Below are 24,152 nucleotides of genomic sequence, written 5' to 3' on the forward strand. Positions count from 1 at the left end.
CTTCCGTGCTTGACAGGCCTTACTCGCCGGTAACAGACTGTGGCCTTCGTGGTGGTTACCGCTAGTAACCCCCGCAGGGACGAGTACAGACAGGTGGAGGGGACATGGCGGAGTTCACCATGGAGCTGAACGACGACCAGAAGCAGGTACGGGACTGGATCCACGGCTTCGCCGCCGATGTGATGCGCCCCGCGGCCGCCGAATGGGACGAGCGCGAAGAGACTCCCTGGCCCGTCATCCAGGAGGCCGCGAAGGTCGGCATCTACTCGCTGGACTTCTACGCCCAGCAGTTCTTCGACCCGACGGGCCTCGGCATCCCGATGGCGATGGAGGAGCTGTTCTGGGGGGACGCGGGCATCGCCCTGTCCATCGTCGGCACCGGACTCGCGGCCATCGGCGTCGTCGCCAACGGCACCGAGGAGCAGATCGGCACCTGGATCCCGCAGATGTACGGCACCCCGGACGACGTGAAGGTCGCCGCCTTCTGCTCCTCCGAGCCGGACGCCGGCTCCGACGTCGGCTCGATGCGCACCCGCGCGGTCTACGACCAGGCCAAGGACGAGTGGGTGCTCAACGGCACCAAGACCTGGGCGACCAACGGCGGCATAGCCAACGTCCACATCGTCGTGGCCGTCGTCGACCCCGAGCTCGGCACCAAGGGGCACGCCTCCTTCATCGTGCCGCCCAACACCCCCGGGCTGTCCCAGGGCCAGAAGTTCAAGAAGCACGGAATCCGCGCCTCGCACACCGCCGAGGTGGTGCTGGAGGACGTACGGATCCCCGGTTCCTGCCTGCTCGGCGGCAAGGAGAAGCTGGACGAGCGCCTCGCGCGGGCCCACGAGCGCGCCCGCAGCGGCGGCGGGGAGCGCGTGAAGAACGCGGCCATGGCCACCTTCGAGGCCTCCCGGCCCGCGGTCGGCGCGATGGCCGTCGGCACCGCGCGCGCGGCGTACGAGGTCGCCCTCGACTACGCGAAGACCCGCACGCAGTTCGGCCGCCCGATCATCGACAACCAGGGCGTGGCCTTCCAGCTCGCCGACATGCGGACGCAGATCGACGCGGCCCGGCTGCTGGTGTGGCGGGCCTCCTGGATGGCGGTCGCGGGCCGCCCGTTCGACTCGGCCGAGGGCTCCATGTCGAAGCTCTTCGCGAGCGAGGTCGCCAAGAAGGTCACCGCGCAGGCGGTCCAGATCCTCGGCGGCAACGGCTTCACCCGGGAGTACCCGGTGGAGCGCATGCACCGGGACAGCGCGATCTACACCATCTTCGAGGGCACCAGCGAGATCCAGCGGCTGGTGATCGCCCGCACGATCTCCGGCATGCCGATCCGCTAGGCGCCCCGCCGGCCGGGGGTGCGGGGCCCGGCCCCGGGCCCCCGGCCGGGGCGTCAGCGCAGTGACGTGAGGCAGGCGCTGGTGAAGTCGTCGGGGCCGTACTTCGGGTCGGCGAGGTAGTCCAGCGGGGCGCAGTGCGCGCCGGGGGTGTCCAGCAGGGCGGTGACCTTGTACTGGGCGCGGGACGAGCCGCAGGACACGACCTCCAGGTCCTGGTCGGTCCAACTGCCCTCGTTGCGCACGCACTGCCCGACGGAGAGCTGCTCCGGGCCGTCGACCACCAGGCCGAGCACGAGCAGCGCCTGGACGGCCAGGAAGACGAGCAGGACCGGTGCGAGGAGGAGCAGCGCCGGGGGCCGGCGCCACAGCGGCCTGCCCGGGTCCAGCGGCGGGCGGAAGCCGCCCGCCGGGGGCCCGAGCCTGCGGAAGGCCGCCCGCGGGCCGAGGTTCGTCAGCAGGGTCACCGGCGTGATGAAGAAGGACAGCGGGCCCCACCAGCCCTGCCACAGCGTGTCCGAGGACATGCGGCGGTAGGTGGCGAGTCCGCAGTCGCGGCAGAACGGCCCGCGCAGGCTCAGGAACCGCATCAGCACGATCAGGCCCTGGTGGCCGCGTACGGTCGCGGGCGCGGCGGGCCAGGCCCCGCACAGGGTGCAGCCGTACCGGCCCGGCTGCGGGTGGGCGGCGTACGCACCGTACGGCTGCTGCGGGCCGGTGAACACGGGGCCGCCGGCGCCGGTCGGCTGCTGCGGTGCGTAGGGGTTCGCCGGGCTGTACGGGCCTCCGGCGCCCTGCTGCGGCGGTGGCGGAGTGGCCACGGGGATTCTCCTCGGTCGCGTGATGATCACCGGCGCGGTGATCACGGCACCCTAGCCCGTGCCCTCAGGGGCGCAGCAGCCGGGCGAGGGCCCGCCCGAAGAGCAGCCGGCCCGCCGCCGCGACCACGGGGTCCAGGGCGCGGGGGAGGCCGCGCACGCGCAGTTCCTCACGCCAGTGGACCTCAGTGCCGCCCGCGGGGAGGGGCCGGACCTCGATCTCCGCCCAGCCCGTCACGGACCGTCCGCGTTTCTCCAGCCGGACGCGTCCCGGCGATCCGTCCGCCGGGGGCTGCCAGACCACGACCTCCATGGGATCGTCGAAAGTGATCCTGCCCACACCCGTGCGCGCGGTGAAGATCGTTCCGACGTGCGTCGGGGGCGCGGTGTCGATGATCGTCCGCGTGAAGGGGACCTGTGCGCCGTGGCGCTCCCAGTCGGTGAGCCGCAGCCAGGTCTCGGCGGGTGGCCGGGACGTACGGTGAACGATCCGGATACCGGGCATGAGCGCATGGTAATCGGGCATACACACCCTGAACTGGACGGCGAATATGGGTTCCGTACGGGGGTGGCGATCAGCAATACTCACCAGCCACCGTGGATCGCGGAATCGACCGGGTGACCACCGGCCCTCCCGCCCCACTTTGCGAGGAGGTGCGCCATGTGCTCCCACCAGCCACCCTGCCCATCCGCCGACAGCGCCGATCACGACGCCGCCCGCATCGTGGCCTCCCACCCCGAACAGGGCTGGAGCCTGCTGTGCAACGGGGTCGTGATGTTCGACGACACCGGTGAACTGCTCCCCGACAGCCGCACGGTGGAACCCCGCCGCCCGGCCCTGGTCTGAGCGAGGAGGCAGCATGCGCCAGCAGCTGATCCGCAAGCCCGTCCCCAAGCCCGCCCCACGAGACCTGGACCTGCGCACACCGTCGGGCAGACCCCTCCCGTACTGACGGGAGCCCCGACGAAGCCGATCCAGTACGCACAGCGTCCACCGGCCGCTGCTCAACCGGTGGACGTCGCCGCGCCGCCCAGGAACGCCGTCTCGTACGCGGCGTCGCCGATCGCGGCCCGGGCCTGCCGCTCGCCCTGGTCCCGCAGGGCCGTCAGCGAGGGCGAGCCCATCTGCGGCCGGCCCACCGTGCGCCACCAGGCGTGCCCGGTGCCCAGCAGCCGCGCCGCCAGTTCCCCGTCGCCCAGCCCGGCCACCGCCGCCGCCAGTACGTCCAGGCCCAGCGCGATGCCGAAGCGGTCGCCCAGCAGCCGTTTGCCGGAGAGCATCGCCCGCACGTGCCGGGCCGCCTCCCCGTGGTCGCCCAGGCCCAGCGCGGCCACCGCCAGGATGTAGTCCGCGTAGGCCCGCAGCCAGCGCTCGCCGAGCTCCGCGCACGCCTCCCGCAGGGCCCGTGCCTCGTCGGCCGCCTCCTCGAACCGCCCCTGGTCGCACAGGGCGTAGCCGGTGGCCAGCTTGCACAGCAGCCAGCCCGGGCCGCTCGTCCGCCCGCCGTGGCCCGCCCTGGCCCGCGGACCCGCCAGCCCCAGCGCCCGTACCGGGTCGCCGGGCATGAGGACCGCCACCGCCTGCAGATAGGCCGCGCGCAGCTCCCGCTCCGGGTCCGCGAGCCGGGCCGCGTCCCGCGTGCACTCCTCGGCGATCCGCCCGGCCGTGTCCATGTCGCCCTGGAGCAGCAGCGTGAGCCCGAGGGCCCACTGGGCCTGGTTGTACGCGGCCCCCGCGGGCGGAGCGGCCCGCAGCGCCCGTTCCAGGAAGCCCCGGCCCTCGTGCACGTGTCCGCAGGCGAACCAGTGGAACCACAGGGCGCCGGCCATCTCCAGGGCCGCCGTCGGGTCGGCGGTGAGCAGGTGCTCCAGGGCCGTGCGCAGCTGCGCGTGCTCGGCGCTGATCCTGCGGTACCAGTCCACCTGTCCCGGGCCCAGCCAGCCCCGGTCGGCGGCCTGGCAGAGCGCCGCGTACCAGTGGGCGTGCCGATCGCTCACGAGCCGCGTCTCGCCGAGCTCGCCCAGCCAGTCCTGCCCGTACTCGCGGATCGTGTCGAGCATCCGGTAGCGGGCGCCGGCGCCCCGCTCATCGGTGCGCAGGACCACCGACTTGGCGGCCAGCCCCGCCAGGACCCGCTCGACCCGCGCGGCGGGCAGCGGGCCTCCCGCGCAGACCGCGCGGGCCGCGGCCACGTCGAAGTCCCCGGTGAACACCGAGAGCCGGGCCCACAGCAACCGCTCCAGGGGTTCGCACAGTTCGTGGCTCCAGCCGATCGTGGTCCGCATCGTCTGGTGCCGGGGCGGCAGGGCGGCGCGGGCGCCGGACAGCATCTCGAAGCGTTCGCCGATCCGCTCGGCCGTCTGCTCCAGCGTCCACAACCGCAGCCGGGCGCCCGCGAGTTCCAGGGCGAGCGGGATGCCGTCCAGGCGCCGGCACACCTCGGCCGCGAGGGCCGTCCGTACGGGGTCGGTGAAGACGGCCGCCGCCTGCGGGGTCGCGGCGAGGGCGCGGGCCCGGAAGAGGGCGAGGGCGTCGCTGTCCGGCCCCTCGCAGGGCAGCGGCCGGACCTCGACGACCTCCTCGGCCGGGGAGCCGAGCGGCTCCCGGGAGGTGATCAGGACCGTCAGCCCCGGTGCGGACTGCAGGAGTTCGCCGACGAGGTGGCGGCAGGCGGCCACCAGGTGCTCGCAGGTGTCGAGGACCAGGAGGAGCCGCCGGTCGGCCATCCACGCGCACAACTCCTCGTCGAGCGGGCGCGGGGAGTGGTCGGCGAGGCCGACGGCGTGCGCGACGGTCGCGGTGAGCAGGCCGGGATCGCGCAGCGGCGACAGTTCCACCCACCAGACGCCGTCGGGCCGGGACTGGCGGGGATCGGCGACGGCCCGCAGGGCGATCCGGGATTTGCCGACCCCGCCCACCCCGGTGAGGGTGATCAGCCGCCGCTCGTGCAACAGGTCGCCGAGGAGGCCGAGTTCGCGTTCCCGGCCGACGAAGCTCGCCGGTTCCGGAGGCACGTTCCCCGGCGTGCGGGAACCCGGAGGGGGGTCGTCGTCCGCGGATTCTGCCTGATTGTCATTGACCGAGTACTCACCGAACACGGTTGTATTGTGCGTGATCTTCTTATCCGACCGTGCCGTTCGGGCCGGATCGGTGCCGTAATTTCACGCCACGAGGGTGATCAGCCGTTCTGCGGAGAAGGCGCCCCAGTTGCCGTCGGGCAGCCTGGCCCGCAGTTTTACGGCCCATTCGGTGCCGGTGGGCTCCGCCACGGTGAGCCGGTGCTCCACCCGGCCGGTGGGTACGGCGCCCGCACCGAACTGGATGACGGTGGTGGCGCGTCCGTTGACGTACAGCTCGTACTCGGTGGTCTCGCGGCCGGTGTCCGGGGCGGTCCAGGCGAGCGTGACCGCCCCCGGTGAGGCGGTCGCGATCAACGCGGCGGGGGCGGTGCCCGGCCCGTCGCCGGAGGCGGGCGGGGTCGTCACGTCCACGGCCGGTCCGTCGGGGGAGGAGTTGTCCGCACCGTCCCGGGCGCGGACGGTGAAGGTGTAGACGGTGTCCGGCTGGAGGCCGCTGAGCGCGGTGCCGCTCTCGCCGGGGCCGGCGGTGTGGATCCGGACGCCGCCCTGGTAGACGTCGTACGCCGTCACGCCCGTGTCGTCCGTCGCCGGCGTCCAGGACACCCAGGCGGCCCGGGGGCCGGTCGCGCGGCCGGTGGTGGCGGCCGGGGCGGTGGGCGCCGCGCGGTCCTCGGCCTTGGCCGCCGGGGTGGTCGTGCGGACGGCCGGGGCGGGCTCGGAGAGGTTCCCGGCGGCGTCCTCGGCGCGGACCGTGAAGGCGTAACCGGTCTGCGGGGCGAGGCCGGTGACGTCCACCATGGTCTTCCCGGCCGGGAGTTCGCGCACCAGCCGGTCGCCTTCGAAGACCCGGTAGCCGCTCACCCCGTCCCGGTCCGCCGCCGCGTCCCACATGACGTGCACGGTGGTGGCGCTGCCGGCCTGCGCGGTCAGTCCGGCCGGAGCGGGCGGGGGCCGGGTGTCGGGCGCGGAGCAGGCGGTCAGGCCCGTGAGCCCGGTGAGACCGGTGAGGGCCAGGCAGAGGGCGAGCGTGGGGGCGGCGTTGTATCGCACGGGGTGCCTTCCTCCGCTCCGTAAAGGTCTAGACATATATGGCACGGGGGGCGGGAGCCCGGCAAGACCCCTGCAGCCGGACGACGGCGATGTGCCCCGGTTCGTCTTCTTCCGATCCTGTCTGGCATTATTGCCAGCTCTTTGCAATAACAGATGATTTTGAACAGGGATGTGCAGAGCATGACGGCCCGGACAGTACGGGGAGTGGCCGGCGCGACGCTGGCCGCCGCACTCATCACGGGCGTGACGGCCTGTTCCACCCCCGGCGCCACCGGCGCGGCCACCGACGCGGTGGTGGTGGGCACAGCGACCGAACCCGAAAGCCTCAGCCCGCTGCTGGGCTACGGCAAGGACGGCAACTCGAAGATCTTCGACGGGCTGCTCGCGCACGACGCGGACATGAAGCTGAAGCCGGCGCTGGCCGAGGCCCTGCCGGAGGTCTCCGCCGACGGGCGCACGTACACCTACAAGCTGCGCGCCGGCGTGAAGTTCAGCGACGGAGCGCCCTTCTCCGCCAAGGACGTCGTCTTCACGTACCGGACGATCCTCGACGCGAAGACGAACAACGCCTCCAAGACCGAGCTCGACGCGATCGAGGGCGTCGAGGCGCGCGGCGAGGACACCGTCGTCTTCACCCTGAAGTACCCCTACGCCCCGTTCGCCGAGCGGACCGTGCTGCCGATCGCCCCCGAGCACATCGCGGGCCGGCAGGACGTCAACAGCGGTGACTTCACCACCAAGCCCGTCGGCACCGGTCCGTACGTGCTCGCCGGCTGGTCCAAGGGCGAGAAGCTCAGCTTCAAGGCCAACCCCGGCTACTGGGGCGGCGAGCCCGCGGTGAAGAGGTTCACCATGGCCGTCGTCAAGGACGACGACGTGCGCGCCACCCGGCTGCGCTCCGGCGAGCTGGACGGGGCGATCCTGCCGCCGAACCTCGCCAAGGGCTTCGAGAAGGACCCCGCGCGCCTGGGGGCACCTCCCAGCGGTAGCTGGGGGATCTACGCCGCCAAGACCTTCGACTACCGCAACGTGACCCTCCCGACGCACCACCGGGTCACCGGCGACGTGGCGGTCCGGCAGGCCCTGGACATCGCCGTGGACCGCACGGCCATGGTCGACAAGCTCCTGGAAGGCGCGGGCAAGCCCGCCTTCGGCCCGGTGCCCGCCGACAGCCCGTGGTTCACGGCCGGCACCGAGCGCGGACACGACCTCGACCGGGCGAAGAAGATCCTCGACGAGGCCGGCTGGAAGGCGGGCGAGGACGGCATCCGCGTCAAGGACGGGGTCCGCGCCTCCTTCCCGCTCTGGTACACCTCCGGCGACAAGATCCGCCAGGACCACGCGCTCGCCTTCGCCTCCGACGCGAAGAAGGCCGGCATCGAGGTCAGGACGGAGGCCGGGACCTGGGAGGTCATCGAGCCGCGGATGAAGACCGACGCCGTCCTCGCGGGCGGCGGCTCCCCGGCCGACCCCGACTTCGACCAGTACCTGCTCCTCACCTCCTCCCTCGGCGGCGACGGCTTCAACAACATGGCCTGGTACGACAACCAGAGCGTCGACCGCGCCCTCGACGAGGCGCGCAGGAGCGGCGACCCGGCCGTGCGCAAGGCCGCGTACGACACCGTGCAGCGCGAGCTCGTGAAGGACCCGGGCTACGTCTTCCTCACCCACATCGACCACCTGTACGTGGTGAACGACCGCTGGGAGGGGCTCACCACCCAGGTCGAGCCGCACGACCACGGCCTCGGCTCCGGCCCCTGGTGGAACGTCGAGAGCTGGAAGCCGAAGGCCAAGTGAGCCTCCCCTGGGGGCCGATGGCGCGCATGGCGGGGCGGCGGGCACTCCTCGCCGCCCCGGTCCTGCTCGCCGTCACCTTCGGTGTCTTCGCCATCGCCGCGCTGTCCCCCTTCGACCCCGTGAAGGCCTACGCCGGCACCGCGGGCCTCACCGCCTCGCAGGCCGAACTCGACCAGCTCCGTGCCAACCTCGGCGTCGACCAGGCGCTGGTCCCGCGCTGGTGGGACTGGCTCGGCTCGGCGGTCACCGGCGACCTCGGCACCTCCTCCGTCATGCGCCGGCCCGTCGCCGACGTCATCGGGGAGCGGCTGGGCTGGTCGGCGCTGCTGGCCGCGTGCGCGTTCGCCGTGGCGGTGCTGGCGGGCACGGTGCTCGGGGTGCTGGCCGCCCGTCGGCAGGGCGGCCCGCTGGACCGGCTCGTGTCCTCGCTCGCCTACACGCTGGAGGCCGCCCCGGCCTTCTGGCTGGGCCTGTTGGCCATCTGGTTCTTCTCGGTCCGGCTCGGGGCGCTGCCCTCGGGCGGCCTGACCGACGCCGGCAGCGACACGGTCACCTTCGGGCAGGTCGCCTCGCACCTGGTCCTGCCCGCGCTGGTGCTGGGCGTCTCCCAACTGCCGTGGTTCTTCCTGTACGTCCGCCAGGGCGTGGCCGACGCGCTGGCGGAGGACCCCGTACGCGGGGCCCGTGCGCGGGGTCTCGCGGAGCGGAGGGTCCTGCTCGGGCACGGGCTCCGCTCCGGCATGCTGCCGATGCTGACCCTGATCGGCTCCCGGGTACCCGAACTGATCACCGGTGCGCTGCTGGTGGAGACCGTCTTCAGCTGGCCGGGCATCGCGGCGGCGACCGTTCAGGCGGCCACCTCGGTGGACTTCCCGCTGCTGGCCGCCCTCACGGTGCTGGCCACGGCGGCGGTGCTGGCCGGGAACCTGCTGTCCGACCTGCTGTACGGGCTGGCCGACCCGAGGGTGGGCTTCGATGGCTGAGCACCCGGCGACTCCGATGACTTCGACAGACATCAGGTGGCGGCCGGCCGGGCGTACCCGGCGCTCCACCCACACCCTGCGCGTGCGCACCTCGGCGCTCGTGACGGCGGCGCTCGTGCTGGCGGTGCTGATCGTTCCGCCGCTGGCGCAGCTGGACCAGCAGGCGGTCGACCTGTCGGCCAGGCTCCGACCGCCCTCGTGGGCCCATCCCTTCGGCACGGACGACGTCGGCCGCGACCTGCTGCTGCGGTGCGTCTACGGCCTGCGGGTCTCCCTCCTCGTCGGCCTGGTGGCCGCCCTCGTCGCCACCGTGATCGGTACGGCGGTGGGCGCGGCCGCGGGCGCGCTGGGCGGCTGGACGGACCGGGTGGTGATGCGGGCCGTGGACACCCTGTCCTCGATCCCGCACCTGCTCCTCGGCATCTTCATCGTGGCGATGTTCCGGCCGGGCGTGTGGCCGGTGGTGGTCTCCGTGGCCGTGACGCACTGGCTGTCCACGGCCCGCATCGTCCGCGCCGAGGTCCTGTCCCTGCGCGGCCGCCCCTACGTGGACGCGGCCGTCTCCGGCGGCGCCTCGCGGTGGCGGGTCGCCGTACGCCACCTGGTGCCGGGCGTCCTGCCCCAGGCGGGCCTGGCCGCGGTGCTGATGATCCCGCACGCGATGTGGCACGAGTCCGCCCTGTCGTTCCTGGGCCTGGGGCTCCCCGCCCACCAGGCAAGCCTGGGCAGCCTCGTGCAGAGCGCCCGCGGCTCGCTGCTCGCCGGCGACTGGTGGCCCACCCTCTTCCCCGGCCTCCTCCTGATCGTCCCGACGCTGGCCATCGCCGGCCTCGCGGGCGCCTGGCGCGAGCGCCTGAACCCCCGCCGCCGCTCGGAGCTGACCCTGTGACCTCGCCTCCCGTGCTCAGCGTCGAGCAGCTCTCCGTCCGCTTCCGCATGCCCGCGGGCCGGTACGTCGAGGCCGTCACCGACGCCACCTTCTCCCTGGCGCCCGGGGAGTGCCTCGCCCTCGTCGGCGAGAGCGGCTGCGGCAAGTCCGTGCTCGCCTCCGCCCTCCTCGGCCTGCTCCCGGGCAATGCCGAGACCGCCGGATCGGCCCGGCTCGCCGACGGCCTGGACGTGCTCGCCGCCGACGAGCGCACCCTGGCCCGGTCCGTACGGGGCCGGCGCATCGGCCTGATCCCGCAGAGCCCGGCCGCGCACCTCACCCCGGTCCGCACCGTCCGCGCCCATCTGGAGGAGACCGTCCGCGAACTGGCCGGCCGGGCGGGCCGGCCCCCCGCGCCCGGCGGATCCGTACGGCCCGCCCCTCGCAAGCGGTTCGGCAAGGCCGACCTGCGCGCGGCGGCAGAGGCGGCCGGCGAGCGGGCCGCCTTCCCCGCCACCCACCTCGACCGCCACTCGCACGAACTGTCCGGCGGCCTCGCCCAGCGGGCCGCCACCGCCCTCGCCCTCGTCGGTGACGCGCCGCTGCTCCTCGCCGACGAGCCGACCACCGGCCTCGACCGCGATCTGGTCCGGCGCACCGTCGACGAGCTGCGCGCCCACACCCGTGAGGCCGGCCGCGCGCTGCTGATGATCACGCACGACCTCGCGGCGGCCGAGCGGATCGCCGACACCGTCGCCGTCATGTACGCCGGGCGGATCGTCGAAATCGGCCCGGCCGGAGCCTTCTTCGGCCGCCCCGGTCCCCGTCACCCCTACGCCCGGGGCCTCCTCGACGCCCTCCCCGAACGTGCCTTCACCCCGGTCCCCGGGGCTCCGCCCGAGCTGGGCGCGCTCCCGGCGGGCTGCGCCTTCGCCGCCCGGTGCGTGGCCGCCGACCAGATCTGCCGCAGCCGGCGGCCCGCGCTCACCGAAGGGGTGGCCTGCCACCGTGCTTGAGCTCAAGGACATCACCGCGGGCTACGACCGCCGCGCGCCCGTGGTCCGCGGCGCGCACCTGACCCTGCGGCCCGGCGAGTCCCTCGGCCTGCTCGGCCCGAGCGGCTGCGGAAAGTCCACCCTGGCCCGGGTCGCCGCCCTGCTGCACCGTCCCGACCGCGGGACCGTGGCGTTCGACGGGCGTCCCGTGACCGGCTTCTCCCACCGGGCCCCGCGCTCCCTGCGGACCGCGGTCGGCGTGGTGTTCCAGCAGCCCCGGCTCTCCGCGGACCCCCGCCTGCGGCTGCGCGACCTCGTCGCCGAACCGCTCCGCGCGACCGGCAGGCGCGGGGAAGCGGCGGCGACGGTGCCCGAGTTGGCGGAGCGGGTCGGCCTCGGCGCGGACCTGCTCGCCCGCCGTCCCCACGAGGTCAGCGACGGCCAGCTGCAACGCGCCTGCCTGGCGCGGGCCTTGGTGCTGCGGCCGCGCTGGCTGGTCTGCGACGAGATGACCGCGATGCTGGACGCCTCCACCGCCGCGGCCCTGGTCGCGGTCGTCGAGGAGTACCGCGCCGAGAGCGGCGCCGGGCTCCTCGCCGTCGGTCACGATCCGGTGCTCCTCGGCCGCTGGTGCGGCCGCACGACCCACTGGAACGAGATCGTCAAGGACTGACCGCCCGTCACGGACGGTCAACACCCGTACGGCGGACACGTGTTTCGCCCGAAGGCACCCCCTGCTGCGCCACCATGGCGGCGAGTAAGGAGGTTTCGATGGTGATTTCCCTCTCCGTGGTCGTCCTGCTCCTCATCCTCGCCTGGATCTTCCTGCGCAGCGGCGGACTCAAGTTCTCCCACGCGCTCGTCTGCGTACTGCTCGGCTTCTACCTCGCGAGCAGCAGCATGGCCGCGACCATCCACGACGGACTGACGGCCACCGCGAACGTGGTGTCCAGCCTCCGCCCCTGACCCTGAGCTTGATCGACTGTTGCGCCTTCGTGAATCATCCGGCGCATCCATGGACTCCTCGGGCACTGCGATCTAGCGTCTGGCCGCGGCGCGATGTCAGACGCAATGTCAACAAGACCGAAGAGACAGGGAGGAAGTCCGGATGTTCCGAAGAGCGCTGAACTGCGCCGTGGTGCCGGTCGTCGCCGCCTTCACGGTGATGTACGGCGGCTCGCCGGCCCAGGCCGAGGAGATACCCAAGGCCCCCGGCCACCGCCTGATCAGCCACTACGACGGCAGCCCCGCGGCCGCCGCACCGCTGCCCGGCCAGGCCCCGCCGCAGCACCCCCACCTCGCGCCCAACGGCCGCAGCGGCATGCACTCCGACGCGGCCGGCAGTGCCACCTCACCCTGGTCGGGACCGCTCGGCAAGAACCCCAGGGTGACCAGCGAGAAGATCGCCGCACTGGGCGGCGAATGCGCCACCGCCACCTTCGACACGGGCGGCCGGCTCGTCACGGTGTGCGGCACCTTCTCGGGCTTCAAGGTCAAGCTCCTGGAGCCCCGTACGCTCGCCACGCTCGCGGAGTACCAGCTCCCGCAGCGCTCTTCGACGGTCGAGGCGATCACCTCGCTCGACTTCGCGAAGATCTTCAAGGACACCTCGGGCGGTGCCTACTTCTACCTGGACGACCAGGACCGGGCCGTGCTGGCCGACTCCCGCCAGCACATCCTGCGCCTGGCCCACTCCCAGAACCCCGACGGGAGCTGGAAGTTCACGGTCGACAACGACTGGGACCTCACCGGCCAGGTCCCGCACGACTGCGTGACCTGGACCAACCTGTGGCCCAGCGGCACGTGTGACCCCGTGACCTCCGTCATGCCCGACTGGGACGGCCGCATCTGGTGGGTCACCCGCCAGGGCCGGGTCGGCACCGTGGACCCGGCGACCTCGGTGATCCGTTCCGTCCGGCTGCCGGGCGAGGAGATCCAGAACTCCTTCTCGGTCGCCCGGGACGGCGTCTCCATCGTCTCCGACCACGCGCTCTACAGCTTCCGCGCCGCCGCCGACGGCACCCCCGAGGTGCAGTGGCGCCAGACGTACGACCGCGGGACCGCCGCCAAGCCCGGTTCCGTCAACCAGGGTTCGGGAACCACCCCGGACCTCTTCGGCAACGGCTACGTCGCCATCACCGACAACGCCGACGACCGGATGAACGTCCTGGTCTACAAGCGGGGCACGGACGTCCCCGCCGACCAGCGGCTGGTCTGCAAGGTGCCGGTCTTCGGCTCCGGCGCCTCGACCACCGACAACTCCCTGATCACCTGGGGCAACAGCATCGTCGTCGAGAACAACTACGGCTACGAGAACCCCACCACCCTGCTGCTGGGCAAGTCGGTCGTCGGCGGTGTGACCCGCATCGACGTCCGGGCCGACGGCAGCGGCTGCGACACGGTGTGGGAGAGCGCGATCCGCGCTCCCTCCGTGGTCCCGAAGCTCTCCACCGCGAACGGGCTGCTCTACTTCTACGAGAAGGAGCCCAACTTCTGGGGGATCGACGGCTGGTACCTCACGGCCGTGGACTTCCGCACCGGTGAACGCCGCTGGCGGCAGCTGGTCGGAACCGGCCCGCTCTACGACAACAACTGGGCCCCGATCACCCTCGGCCCCGACGGCACCGCGTACGTCGGCGTCTTCAACGGAATCGTCGCGGTCCGCGACAGCTGACCGACGGACCGCCGGCCTCCGGAAATTCCCCGGAGGCCGGCGGGCGGTCCCGGGCCGGCCGGCCTCCCGGTCGGGTCCATCCCCGTTTGGTCGCTCCCTGTCGGGTCACTCCCGCAACCGCCCGATCGCCGCCAGCCGCGCCCCCACGTCCAGGTTCCACAGCCGTACGGTGCCGTCCGTGCTGCTGCTCGCCACCGTCCGGCCGTCGGGGGCGAAGACGACCCCCCACACCGCGCTCGTGTGGCCGGACAGCGCCGCCACCGTCCGGCGCCCCGCCACGTCCCACAGCCGCACCGTACGGTCGTTGCCGCTGCTCGCCAGCGTGTGCCCGTCGGGGGAGAAGGCGATGCCCCGCGCGGAACCGGTGTGGCCGGACAGCGCCGCCCGGAAGCGGTGGCGCCGCGCGTCCCACAGCCGTACGGTCCCGTCGTTGCCGCTGCTGGCCAGGGTCCGCCCGTCCGGGCTGAAGGCCACCCCGCGCACGGCGCCCGTATGACCGGTCAGGGCGGCCAGCGGGCGGCGCCCCGCCACGTCCCAGAGACGGACCGTCAGATCGTCGCCGCCGCTCGCCAGCGTGCGTCCGTCGGGGCTGAACGCCACGTCGTTGGCGAAGTCCGTGTGCCCCGTGAGGGTGGCCAGCGGGCGGCGCTCCGCCACGTCCCACAGCCGTACGGTGCCGTCGGAGCCAGCCGAGGCGAGCGTGCGCCCGTCGGGGGAGAAGGCCACCGCGAACACGGTGCCGCCCAGCCCCGCGAGCATGGCCGACGGACCGCCCGCCCTGACGTCCCACAGCCGTACGGTGCCGTCGGAGCCGGCCGAGGCGAGCGTGCGCCCGTCGGGGGAGAAGGCCACCGAGAACACCGTCTCGCCGTGCCCCTCGAAGGTGGCCAGCACCCTGCGCTCCGCCACGTCCCACAGCCGCACCCGGTGATCCGCCTCCGCCGTCGCCAGCAGCTTTCCGTCCGGGCTGTACGAGGCGTGCCAGATCTCCGTGAACGGCCGCGAGGCCAGCGTCGCGCCCCGCAGGTCCCACAGCACCACCGACTGGTCGAAACCGGCGGTGGCCAGCATCGCGCCGCGCGGGTCCACGGCCACCCCGAGCACGTAGTCGGTGTGCCCGGCCAGGGTCGCCGTCAGCCGGCCGCCGGCCACGTCCCACAGCCGCGTCGTCCCGTCGCCGCCCGCGCTGACGACCGTCGTCCCGTCCGGTGTGTAGGCGACGCCGTTGACGTCGTCGCTGTGCCCGGTCAGCGTCGCGGCCGTCCGCCGGCCGGCCACGTCCCACAGCCGTACCGTCCGGTCCACGCCCCCCGTGGCGACCGTACGGCCGTCCGGGGCGAAGGCCGCGCCCAGCACCTCGTCGGTGTGCCCGGTGAGCACGGCCAGCGGGCGGGCCTCCACCGGATCCCACAGCCGTACGGTCCGGTCGGCGCCGGCCGACACCAGCGTCCGGCCGTCCGCCGCGTACGCGAGGGCGTTGACCCGCCCGGTGTGGCCCGCGAGGGAGGCGACGGCGCGGTGGTCCCCGGCGGTCTCCCACAGCCGGACCGCCCCGTCGGCGCAGGCGACCGCCAGCGTCCGCCCGTCGGGGGCGAAGGCCACCGCCCGGGCGCCCGCCGTGCTCGCCGGGAGCACCCCCTTCGGCCGGCGGCCGACGGTGTCCCAGAGCCGCGCCGGCCCGTCCGTGGAGGCGGCCGCGAGGGTCTGCCCGTCGGGGCTGACGGCGACCGCGCGGACCCGCCCGGGCATGCCGAAGGTGGCGAGGGTGCTGCGGTCGGCCACCCGCCGCAGGGTCACCGTCCCGTCGGAACCGGCCGTCGCCAGCGCGCCGTTGCCCGGTGAGAAGGCCACCGCGTTGACCGGCCCGCCGTGCCCGCCCAGGCGGGCGATGAACGGCTGGGACTGGGTGCTCAGCAGGGCGCCCCGGGCCTCGCTCGTCGGCGCCGTCCGGTAGGCCTCCCCGGCGAGCAGCATCGACGCCTCCGGCTGACCCGCGGCCAGCGCCGCCGACTGCAGGGCGAGCGCCCGCGAACGCGCGACGCGTTCCTGGCCGAGCGCCCCCGCACGCTGCTGGTACGCCAGTCCGCCGGCGCCCAGGGCGAGCACCAGGAGGACGACCAGCGTGGCCAGCATCCGCTGCCGCAGCCGCACCTGGCGCGCGGCCTGCCGCTCGCGGCCGTCGTGCGCCTCCTGGCCGGCCCGGAGGAACGCGGCCTCCAGGGGGCCGAGCCGGCTCCTGCCGTCCAGTTCGTCGGCCCAGGAGCGGGCGGTGTCCAGCCGGGTCCCGCGGTAGAGCGCCGACGGATCACGGCCCTCGCGCTCCCATTCGGCGGCGGCGTGGGCCAGCTGCTGGTGGATCAGGAGCCCGGCCCGGTCGGCGTGGATCCAGCCGCGCAGCCGTGGCCAGGCGTGCAGCAGCGCCTCGTGGGTGATCTCGACGGTGTCGCTGTCCATGGTGATCAGGCGGGCCCGTACGAAGGTGTCGAGCGCGGCCGTGGCGGGGCCGGCATCGGCCGGTTGTTCCATCAGGGCGGTCCGGCTCATCCGGCGCCGCGCCGCGCCCGTGCCGTCGGCCACGTGCACCAGCCGCACCAGAACGCGGCGCAGCGTGTGCTGCTCCGCCGGGTACAGGCGGGCGAACACCTCCTCGGCCGTGCGGGCGATCGCCCCCTGGATGCCGCCGGTGCGCTCGTACCCGGCGACGGTCAGGGTGGTGCCCTCGCGCTGCCGCCAGGTGGCCATCAGCGCGTGCGAGAGCAGCGGCAGCGCGCCGGACGGCGTCCGGTCCGGCGGATCGTCGCGCAGGCCGACGTCGCGCAGCAGCAGCGGGACCAGGCCCGGTTCGAGGGTGAGACCGGCGAGCTCGGCCGGCCGGGTGATCGATTCCCGCAGCTCCGCCAGGGACATCGGGGGCGGCACGAACAGCCCGCCGGTGAAGACCGGGGCCAGCTCCGGAAGGTCCAGACAGTTCCCGGAGAAGTCGGCCCGTACGCCGAGCACCACGACGGCGGGGGCGTGACCGGCCGGCGGCGCCGGGCCGGACACGGCCAGCGCGCAGAGCACCCGGACGAAGGCGCGCCGCTCGTCCTCGTCGGAGCAGAGCGTGAAGAGCTCCTCGAACTGGTCGACGAGCAGCACCGGACGCGGGGGAGGAGGCCGCCGGTCCCCGGCGCCGCCCGGGGGAGGGTCCGAGAGCCGGTGGACCGCTTCGAGGAGCGCGTGCGGGCGGTCCCGCAACTCCCGTGCGGTGATGCCGAGATCACCGCCCAGCACCTTCGCCGCGCGGTCCAGCAGCTCCTCCAGCGGATGCGCGGTGGGAGTGAACCGCACCACCGGCCACCTGTCGGCTCCCGGCATCGGGAAGCCTCCGGCGCGCCGCAGCGCCGGTACCAGACCGGCGTTGAGCAGCGAGGACTTGCCCGCGCCCGAGGGGGCGACCAGCATCAGCGGGCCGGCGCCGATCCGCTCGAAGACCCGTTCGACCAACGCGGCCGTCGCCCGCTCCCGGCCGAAGAACCACCCGGCGTCCCGCGCGGTGAAGGCCGGCAGGCCGCGGTACGGACACTCGCCGTCCGCCGCCGGCCCGGCGTCGGCGGGTTGTTCCGTGCCGGCGGCGCCGCCGGCGCCGGGTGCTCCCGTCTCCCGGACCATCCGCAGCAGTTCACCCCCCGCCCGCAGGACGTCGTCGCAGCGCCGCGCGACGTCGACGGTGACGCGCTTCGAGCCGGTCTCGATCTTGCTGAGGTAGCCCTTGCTGTAGTGCGTCTGCCGTGCGAGGTCCGCGAGGGACAGGCCGCGTTGCACCCGCAGACGTCTCAGCTGCGCGGGGAAGTGCACCGCGGTGTCTTCGGATTCGTGCTGGTGACCGGTGTTCCGCCGGCGGTCCGGATCCCCCAAAACATCCCCCATGGCAATGCGCGCCGAGGCAGCGAGATGGCGCTGCCCAGGCTACCGCGAGGGTGGCCGGGAAAGCCGGATCTTCCAGCCGGTATGACGAGCACAGGAACCCCGGGAGCCGCCGGCGCGGCGGCTCCGGAAGCCCTCGCCGCGGGGGTGCTACCGGTTGAGCCGGATCGAGTTGATGGGCGTGAGGTCGGCGTAGACACCGGTCTTGGCGGCGATGGGGCTGCCGCAGCCCGCGCCGTTGGAGCCGGTGCACAGGTTTGCGGTCGCACCGCCGTACTGATTGTTGAGCACCCAGTGGTTCCCGAACTGGTTGCGCAGGTTGTGCGACCCGTACGAGTAGAAGACGTGGGTCGGCTTGACGGCGGGGTTCTGGTTCTGAGGGTAGATGCAGACCGCCCCCTCGGGGCATCCGGCCCACGCGTCGGCCGGCTTGGCCTCGACGGAGCCGCTGAGCGCGAGCACGGCGGTGGCGGCGGTCGCGAGAGCGGCGAGGCCGCGGAACATCCTGTGCATGGTTTCCCCTGGTGGTTCTTGCCTCCTGCGGACGGCTTCAGCCTGCCCCCGCCGGGTGCCGGGGTCGACGGGTTGCCCGTTGCCCCTTGCCGGAACACCCGGGAAACCCCCTGTGGCCAGCCCGGTCGCGCAGGCGGAGGCAACGGCTCGTGGCGCGCTCCCGGCTCCGGGTGACGAGGCGTCACGGCACGGGGGCGGAAGGGCGTCGGCCCGAGTCCCGAGCGCCACTCCTGAGGAGGTCAAATTGCGCCGTTTGCGTACGGCATGTGTCCTTCCGCTCACTCGGTGTGGCGAATTGCCCTAATCGCCCATAACTTCTGCATCGTGACGAACCGACAACTCAAGTCCCTCATGTGCATCGCAGTCGTCATGGCCGCAGGGCTCGGCGTGGCCGCGCCACCCGCCGCCGCGGCCGGACGCCGAGTGCACCCGGGCGACTCGATCCAGGACGCGGTGGACGCCGCACGGCCGGGCGACATCATCACCGTGATGCCCGGCACCTACTACGAGAACGTGCTGATCACGAAGCGGCTGACCCTGCGGGGATACGGCAGCCGTACGGTGATCAGGCCACCGGCCGCCGAGGCCGGGCCGGCCTCACCCGCGGCACCGGTCGCGCCCGCGGTCCCCGCCGTACCCGCGGCCCCCGCCGCACCCGAGGCGACGGCGGGAGCGGCCGAGGCCGCGCCGGGCGCGCCGGCGGCCCCCGTGCGCGCGGCCACCGCCTGCTCGCAGGCCGACACCGGCATCTGCGTCATGGGGACGCCGGAGCAGAGCGTGAACCAGGTGAAGATCCGCGCGCTGACCGTCTCGGGCTTCAAGCGGAACGGCATCTGGGCCTCCTACACCGACCGGCTCAGCGTCGAGCGGGTGATCTCCGAGAAGAACGGCACCTGGGGCATCGCCCAGGAGCGGTCCACCCGCGGGGTGTTCCGCGGCAACATCGCGCGCGACAACACCGAGTCGGGGATCTTCATCGCCAACACGGTCGAACGGGAGGGCGGCGCCACCGACACCCTGGGCGCGGTGGTCCGGCGCAACACGCTGACCGGCAACCGGATCGGAGTCACGGTCAGGCGCGTCCGGAACCTCTCTGTCAACGGCAACACGCTCACCGGCAACTGCGGCGGCATCTTCGTCGTCGGCGACGAGGGCGAGCCGGGCGCCGGAGCCATGACCATCCGCGGCAACCTGATCCACGAGAACAACAAGTTCTGCAAGGGCAACAGCCGCCTCCCCGACATCCAGGGCGTCGGCATCGTCCTCACCGGGGCCGAGGAGACGGTCGTCCGTTCGAACTCCATCCGCGGCAACGTCGGCGCCTCCCCCCTCTCGGGCGGAATCCTGCTGTTCAAGAGCTTCGTGGGCGCGACGAACACCGACAACGTCATCCAGGACAACGTGGTGCGGGACAACCGGCCGGCCGACCTGGCCAACCAGGGCACCGGAACGGGCAACCGGTTCGTCGGCAACCGGTGCGGGACCTCCGTACCGGCCGGGATGTGCTGACCGTGCTCCACCTCACCGGAAGAAGCGAGGCCGTATGACCACGGTAAGTTCCACCTCCACCCCCGCGACCGTCCCCGTTCCCGCGCACACCCCCCAGCCCGCCATGCGGCTGCGGGAGCTCGTCTTCGGGGCGGCCGTCGCCGCGGCCGTACGGGCCGCCGCCCGCCTCGGCGTGGCCGACGCCCTCGGCTCGGAGCCCGCCACCGCCGCCGAGCTCGCCGCGGCGGTGAACTGTGAGCCCCGGCCCCTGGAACGGCTGCTCCGCACCCTGGCCTGCTACGGGATCTTCGAGGAGACCGAGGACGGGCAGTTCGCCCACACGGAGATGTCCCGGCTGCTGCGCGAGGACGACCCGCAGAGCCTGCGCTACATCTCCCTGTGGTGCACGGAACCCTGGACCTGGCAGGCCTGGCCGCGCCTCGACGACGCCGTGCGTTCCGGCGGGAGCGTGTTCCAGGACCTCTACGGCAAGGGGTTCTTCCAGTACCTGCACGAGGACGCGCACGAGTCGGCCCACGTGTTCAACAAGGCCATGACCACCTCCAGCATGCAGTCGGCGCTCGACGTCGCGGAGCTCCTCGACCTCACCGGGGTCTCCGTGGTCGCGGACATCGGCGGCGGCCAGGGGCACGTACTGGCGAGCCTGCTGGAGAAGCACCCGGCGGTGCGCGGCGTCCTGCTCGACCTGCCGGGCGTGGTGGCCAAGGCGGATCCCCGCCTGCGGGACGGCGGCGCGCTCGCCGAGCGGGCCGGCATCGTCCCCGGGGACTGCCGCGAGGCCATCCCGGTCGAGGCCGACATGTACATCATCAAGAACATCCTGGAATGGGACGACGAGAGCACCCGCAGGACCCTGCACAACGTCGTCTCCGTGGCCCGCCCCGGAGCCAGGGTCGTCATCATCGAGAACCTGGTCGACGACACCCCGTCGATGAAGTTCACCACGGCGATGGACCTGCTGCTGCTCCTCAACGTGGGCGGTGCCAAGCACACCAAGGACAGCCTGTGCACCCGGATGCGGGACGCGGGGCTGGTGATCGGCGAGATCCGTCCGGTCAACCCGTACCTGCACGCGTTCGAGTGCACCGTGCCCGGCTGAGCCGGACCCACCCCGCACGGGCCCACTCCGCACGGGCCCACTCCGCACGGGCGCACCCGCACGGGAACCACCCGGGCGCCACAACGCCCCGAGACCGGCGCGAAGAGCCGGTCTCGGGGGCGTCGGCACGACGGACGGGCGGCGCCCGTCCGTCCGAACGCGTCAGGCCTTGGACGCCAGGGCGTTGTTGACGAGGTCCAGGAACTCGCGCGGCGACTTGCACCGGTCCGCGTCGGCGGGTAGGGGCCGACTGTGCCGGTTCTCCAGTTCGCCGACGATGCCGAGGAGCCCCAGGGAGTCGAGCCCCCACTCGTCGAAGCCCGAGTCGGGGCGGCTCGCCATGGCCGCGGGGTCGACGTTCACGCCGGCCCCCTTCTTCATCAGGGCGGCCAGTTCTTCCATGGTCAGTCGAGGGGTCATGACGGCCATCTCCTCAGGCTTGGTCCGGCGTACGCCGGTCGGTGATCAGGCGCATTTCAGAGCGCGCGAGGAAGCGTGAGATCTCCTGCTCTGTGGTGGGGACGCCGTCCTTGGCGCTGTCGAGCAGCCGGGCCAGCACCGCCGCCTTGTGGCCGCCCTCGACGCCGAGCGTCAGGGCGGGCCGGGCGTCGAGCGGGCCCCGCATGTCGAGGAGCCGGACGACGATGTCGTCGCGCTGGAACAGGGTGCTGGCCTCGATGGGGTTGCCCGGGTCGTCCACGGCCGCCTCGTCCTGGCCGGCGAGCAGCCGGGCGAGTTCCATGCCGCAGCCGTTCTTGGCGGGGTAGAAGAGCGCGTGCCGCCGGACGTCCGCGTGCTCGCGGCCGCCGCCCGCCACGTGGTGCACCGCGGGGAGCGCCGCACGGGTGAAGAACAGCCGGGCGGATCCCGGGTCGCTGAGGTCCCGGTCCTGTTCCAGATACGGGTTGATGGCCTCCTCCAGGGCCTGCACCTCGGGTTGCAGGGCCACGTGGCGCAGTGCCGCGAGGAGGTCGCCCTCCACCTCGACCGCCCGTACGACCCGGTTGCCGTGCATGAAGAGCGAGGTGCGCCGCAGCCGGGTGTTCTCGTCGACCCGCGCCTGCGGGGAGGTGTAGCCGGCGAGCAGCTCCGCCACGACGGGTTCGCTGCCCGGCTTCACGGTGAAGGTGAGGGCGTGGCGGACCACGCCGTCCCCGCGCCGCGGAGCGACCTGGAGGCGGTCCCCGGACCGGTTCCCGAAGTGCGCGGTGGCGGCGTCGGGGCCGAACCCGGGATCGGAGTCGGAGCTCGCGGGGGAGGGGGAGCCGAGGGGGACGGAGTCGTCCTTGCCGGTCACCCGCAGCACGCTGAATCGCAGCGAGCGGGTGTCCCGTACGCAGCCGTGGAGCGGCTGTACCGACGCGACGTGCTCCTCGCTGTTGACCCAGGCCAGGAACCGCGGTGCGCTCTCCCACTCGCTGGTGATGAGCCACTGCGAGGGGTTCTCGATCGACTGGCACAGCTCGTCGCTGATGTGTCCGGGGACGGAGGACACCTGCTTGCGGAGATGTTCGTAGACCTCCAGGAACTGGTTCTGCGCACCGTCGTACAGATCCAGCAGCAGCACGACCCGAAGCCTCGAGCCGTCGAAGGCGGACTGGGATATCCGTTCCGACAAGGTTGTCATCGTTCACACTCCTTCGAGACCACACGGTCGCCACAGGGCGGCGCCACCCGAACCGATCGTTGTCCCGTAATCCCCTCGGCGCGAGAGGAGAGAACCAAGCGGGTGAACGAGCGAGGGAAACGCCCTCGTACAGGGCATGGAAGAGCCATGAAGGAAAACGTCGACCACCGCGTCCCTGTCCTCATCGTGGGCGGCTCGCTGGTGGGCCTGTGCACCTCGCTGTTCCTCGGCCGGCACGGCATCAGCCACATGCTGGTCGAGAAGCACGCGGGTACCTCGATGCACCCGCGAGGACGCGGTATCAACGTACGGACCATGGAGTTGTTCCGCGTCGCCTGTGTCGAGGACCGGATCCGCGAGGCCGCCTCGGTCCTGGCGGACAACCACGGCATCCTGCAAGGCGGCTCACTCACCGGCGAGGACCAGGAGTGGCTGTTCGAGCAGATCGACCCGGGGGGTGCGCTCGCCCGCTTCAGCCCGTCGGCATGGTGCCTGTGCAGCCAGAACGACATCGAGCCGGTCCTGATGTCGGTGACCCCCGGGCTCGGAGCCGACCTGCGGTTCTCCACCGAGCTCCTCTCCTTCGAACAGGACCCGGGCGGTGTGACCGCCATCGTGAAGGACCGCGAGAGCGGTGAGCACAGCACGGTGCGCGCGGACTACCTCGTCGCCGCCGACGGGCCGCGCAGCCCGGTGCGGGAAGCGCTCCGGATCGGCCAGTCCGGCTCCGGGGACCTCTTCCACAACGTGAGCATCACCTTCCGGTCCCGCATGCTGGCGGACGTGGTCGGCGATCGGCGTTTCATCGTGTGCTACCTGACCAAGCCCGATGCCGACGGGGCCCTGCTGCCGGTGGACAACAGCGAGCGGTGGGTCTTCCACGCGCCGTGGCACCCCGACCGCGGCGAGACCCTGGAGGACTTCACCGACGAGCGTTGCGTCGAGCACATCCGCCGGGCCGTCGGCGCACCCGACCTGGACGTCGAGATCACCGGGAAGGCCCCGTGGCACGCGGCCGAGCGGGTCGCGCAGCGGTACGTGGCCGGCCGGGTCTTCCTGGCCGGTGACTCCGCCCACGAGATGTCCCCCACCGGGGCGTTCGGCTCCAACACCGGTATCCAGGACGCCCACAACCTGGCCTGGAAGCTCGCCGCGGTACTGGACGGCGCGGCCGGTCCCGGGCTGCTGGAGACGTACGAGGCCGAGCGGCTTCCGGTGGCGCGGGCGACGAGCGAGCGCGCCTCGGCCCGGTCCGCCGAGCACAGTCACCCGGGGTACGAGCCCGACCCCGAGACCGTCCCCGGGGCCCAGCCCGAGCCCGCCCAGGGCGGGGGCGGACGGCAGGGCGGTGTCCTGTCCGTGGCCATGGGCTATCGCTACAACGAGGGCGCGGTCCTGGGCACCGACCCCGACCATCCGGTCGTGCCCGAACGGATGCGGCTGTGCGGCGAACCGGGCACGCGCGCGCCGCACATGTGGCTCCACGTCCCCGGGGAGGAGCAGCCGAAGTCCACCGTGGACCTCTACGAGCGGTCGTTCGTCCTGCTCAGCTCCGAGGGCACGCCGTGGAGCGGGGCGGCGGGATCCGTCGCCAAACGGATGAACGTGCGCCTGGACGCCTACGCCATCGGTACCGGACCGGAGGCCGACCTGGTGCCCGCGGACGGCGGCGACTGGGCCGCGGCGCACGGCACGACCGCGGCCGGGGCGGTCCTCGTCCGCCCGGACGGCTTCGTGGCCTGGCGCTCGGAGGAGGCCGTGGCGGACGAGGAATCGGTCCTCTACAAGGTCCTGACCACCCTCCTGGACCGGTACTGACGGCCGGGCCCGCAACGGGAAAGGGCGCCGCCCCCGCGTCATCCGCGGGGGCGGCGCCCTTTGCCGCAGCCGGGCCCCGGTCA

20 protein-coding genes are annotated in these 24,152 nt (G+C 73.1%); 12 read left to right on the plus strand and 8 right to left on the minus strand.

The window, feature by feature from the left end; translation table 11 throughout:
- The first annotated feature begins 104 nt into the window (after nt 1-104).
- Entirely contained in the window at nt 105-1,334 is a 1,230-nt protein-coding gene (locus ACFYZ4_RS37665) for an acyl-CoA dehydrogenase family protein (RefSeq protein WP_030711563.1), read from the plus strand.
- Nucleotides 1,335-1,387: 53 nt separating this feature from the next.
- Here ACFYZ4_RS37665 and ACFYZ4_RS37670 read toward each other — a convergent pair whose 3' ends face one another.
- Both ACFYZ4_RS37670 and ACFYZ4_RS37675 read right to left on the minus strand, forming a co-directional pair.
- On the minus strand, nt 1,388-2,152 hold the full coding sequence (locus tag ACFYZ4_RS37670) for a hypothetical protein (protein ID WP_390786111.1): 765 nt from the start codon (nt 2,150-2,152) through the stop codon (nt 1,388-1,390).
- A gap of 64 nt (nt 2,153-2,216) precedes the next feature.
- Nucleotides 2,217-2,654 (minus strand): SRPBCC family protein, encoded by a 438-nt coding sequence (locus ACFYZ4_RS37675; protein ID WP_351294669.1) that lies wholly within the window; start codon nt 2,652-2,654, stop codon nt 2,217-2,219.
- Between the two features lie 156 nt (nt 2,655-2,810).
- Between ACFYZ4_RS37675 and ACFYZ4_RS37680 the strand changes: the two genes are divergently transcribed.
- Entirely contained in the window at nt 2,811-2,996 is a 186-nt protein-coding gene (locus ACFYZ4_RS37680; RefSeq protein WP_351294672.1) for a DUF5999 family protein, read from the plus strand.
- 158 nt (nt 2,997-3,154) lie between these two features.
- Here ACFYZ4_RS37680 and ACFYZ4_RS37685 read toward each other — a convergent pair whose 3' ends face one another.
- Entirely contained in the window at nt 3,155-5,164 is a 2,010-nt protein-coding gene (locus tag ACFYZ4_RS37685; protein ID WP_384350065.1) for an ATP-binding protein, read from the minus strand.
- A 147-nt stretch (nt 5,165-5,311) separates the two neighbouring features.
- A complete protein-coding gene (locus ACFYZ4_RS37690) occupies nt 5,312-6,280 on the minus strand; it encodes a fibronectin type III domain-containing protein (protein ID WP_390786112.1) in 969 nt (322 codons plus the stop codon).
- Nucleotides 6,281-6,460: 180 nt separating this feature from the next.
- Between ACFYZ4_RS37690 and ACFYZ4_RS37695 the strand changes: the two genes are divergently transcribed.
- The 7 genes from ACFYZ4_RS37695 to ACFYZ4_RS37725 all read left to right on the plus strand — a co-directional run bounded on the left by ACFYZ4_RS37695 (nt 6,461) and on the right by ACFYZ4_RS37725 (nt 13,597).
- A complete protein-coding gene (locus tag ACFYZ4_RS37695) occupies nt 6,461-8,077 on the plus strand; it encodes an ABC transporter substrate-binding protein (protein ID WP_390786113.1) in 1,617 nt (538 codons plus the stop codon).
- A gap of 17 nt (nt 8,078-8,094) precedes the next feature.
- Complete coding sequence (locus tag ACFYZ4_RS37700) at nt 8,095-9,060, plus strand: ABC transporter permease (protein ID WP_390786114.1); 966 nt, start codon at nt 8,095-8,097, stop codon at nt 9,058-9,060.
- A gap of 16 nt (nt 9,061-9,076) precedes the next feature.
- On the plus strand, nt 9,077-9,949 hold the full coding sequence (locus ACFYZ4_RS37705; protein ID WP_390786115.1) for an ABC transporter permease: 873 nt from the start codon (nt 9,077-9,079) through the stop codon (nt 9,947-9,949).
- Between the two features lie 47 nt (nt 9,950-9,996).
- The gene (locus tag ACFYZ4_RS37710) at nt 9,997-10,944 is read left to right on the plus strand and encodes an ABC transporter ATP-binding protein (RefSeq protein ID WP_390786130.1); all 948 of its coding nucleotides are present in this window, start codon (nt 9,997-9,999) and stop codon (nt 10,942-10,944) included.
- The gene (locus ACFYZ4_RS37715; RefSeq protein ID WP_384350052.1) at nt 10,937-11,596 is read left to right on the plus strand and encodes an ABC transporter ATP-binding protein; all 660 of its coding nucleotides are present in this window, start codon (nt 10,937-10,939) and stop codon (nt 11,594-11,596) included. Before ACFYZ4_RS37710 ends, ACFYZ4_RS37715 begins: the two co-directional genes overlap by 8 nt.
- Before the next feature lie 98 nt (nt 11,597-11,694).
- Nucleotides 11,695-11,889 (plus strand): hypothetical protein, encoded by a 195-nt coding sequence (locus tag ACFYZ4_RS37720; RefSeq protein WP_351294688.1) that lies wholly within the window; start codon nt 11,695-11,697, stop codon nt 11,887-11,889.
- Between the two features lie 142 nt (nt 11,890-12,031).
- Nucleotides 12,032-13,597: a hypothetical protein gene (locus ACFYZ4_RS37725; protein WP_351294690.1), complete on the plus strand. Its 1,566-nt coding sequence runs from the start codon at nt 12,032-12,034 to the stop codon at nt 13,595-13,597.
- 105 nt (nt 13,598-13,702) lie between these two features.
- On the opposite strand, the gene ACFYZ4_RS37730 is transcribed toward ACFYZ4_RS37725, so the two are convergent.
- Both ACFYZ4_RS37730 and ACFYZ4_RS37735 read right to left on the minus strand, forming a co-directional pair.
- Nucleotides 13,703-17,506, minus strand: a complete 3,804-nt coding sequence (locus tag ACFYZ4_RS37730) for a helix-turn-helix domain-containing protein (RefSeq protein ID WP_390786116.1) — start codon at nt 17,504-17,506, stop codon at nt 13,703-13,705.
- A 147-nt stretch (nt 17,507-17,653) separates the two neighbouring features.
- Nucleotides 17,654-18,016, minus strand: coding sequence for a hypothetical protein (locus ACFYZ4_RS37735; protein WP_351294695.1), 363 nt, complete (start codon nt 18,014-18,016; stop codon nt 17,654-17,656).
- Between the two features lie 351 nt (nt 18,017-18,367).
- On the opposite strand from ACFYZ4_RS37735, the gene ACFYZ4_RS37740 reads away from it, so the two are divergent.
- Together ACFYZ4_RS37740 and ACFYZ4_RS37745 are read left to right on the plus strand one after the other, a co-directional pair.
- Complete coding sequence (locus ACFYZ4_RS37740; protein WP_390786131.1) at nt 18,368-19,525, plus strand: nitrous oxide reductase family maturation protein NosD; 1,158 nt, start codon at nt 18,368-18,370, stop codon at nt 19,523-19,525.
- A gap of 34 nt (nt 19,526-19,559) precedes the next feature.
- Nucleotides 19,560-20,624, plus strand: a complete 1,065-nt coding sequence (locus tag ACFYZ4_RS37745) for a methyltransferase (RefSeq protein ID WP_351294701.1) — start codon at nt 19,560-19,562, stop codon at nt 20,622-20,624.
- A gap of 162 nt (nt 20,625-20,786) precedes the next feature.
- On the opposite strand, the gene ACFYZ4_RS37750 is transcribed toward ACFYZ4_RS37745, so the two are convergent.
- Together ACFYZ4_RS37750 and ACFYZ4_RS37755 are read right to left on the minus strand one after the other, a co-directional pair.
- Nucleotides 20,787-21,044 carry an acyl carrier protein gene (locus ACFYZ4_RS37750; protein ID WP_351294704.1) on the minus strand — a complete coding sequence of 86 codons (258 nt, stop codon included), beginning with the start codon at nt 21,042-21,044 and terminating at the stop codon, nt 20,787-20,789.
- A 13-nt stretch (nt 21,045-21,057) separates the two neighbouring features.
- Nucleotides 21,058-22,251, minus strand: a complete 1,194-nt coding sequence (locus tag ACFYZ4_RS37755) for a SchA/CurD-like domain-containing protein (RefSeq protein ID WP_390786117.1) — start codon at nt 22,249-22,251, stop codon at nt 21,058-21,060.
- Between the two features lie 147 nt (nt 22,252-22,398).
- On the opposite strand from ACFYZ4_RS37755, the gene ACFYZ4_RS37760 reads away from it, so the two are divergent.
- Nucleotides 22,399-24,069, plus strand: a complete 1,671-nt coding sequence (locus ACFYZ4_RS37760) for an FAD-dependent monooxygenase (RefSeq protein ID WP_351294710.1) — start codon at nt 22,399-22,401, stop codon at nt 24,067-24,069.
- Nucleotides 24,070-24,152 lie beyond the last annotated feature (83 nt).

The sequence above is a fragment of the Streptomyces sp. NPDC001513 genome (assembly GCF_042894695.1).
Classification (GTDB): domain Bacteria; phylum Actinomycetota; class Actinomycetes; order Streptomycetales; family Streptomycetaceae; genus Streptomyces.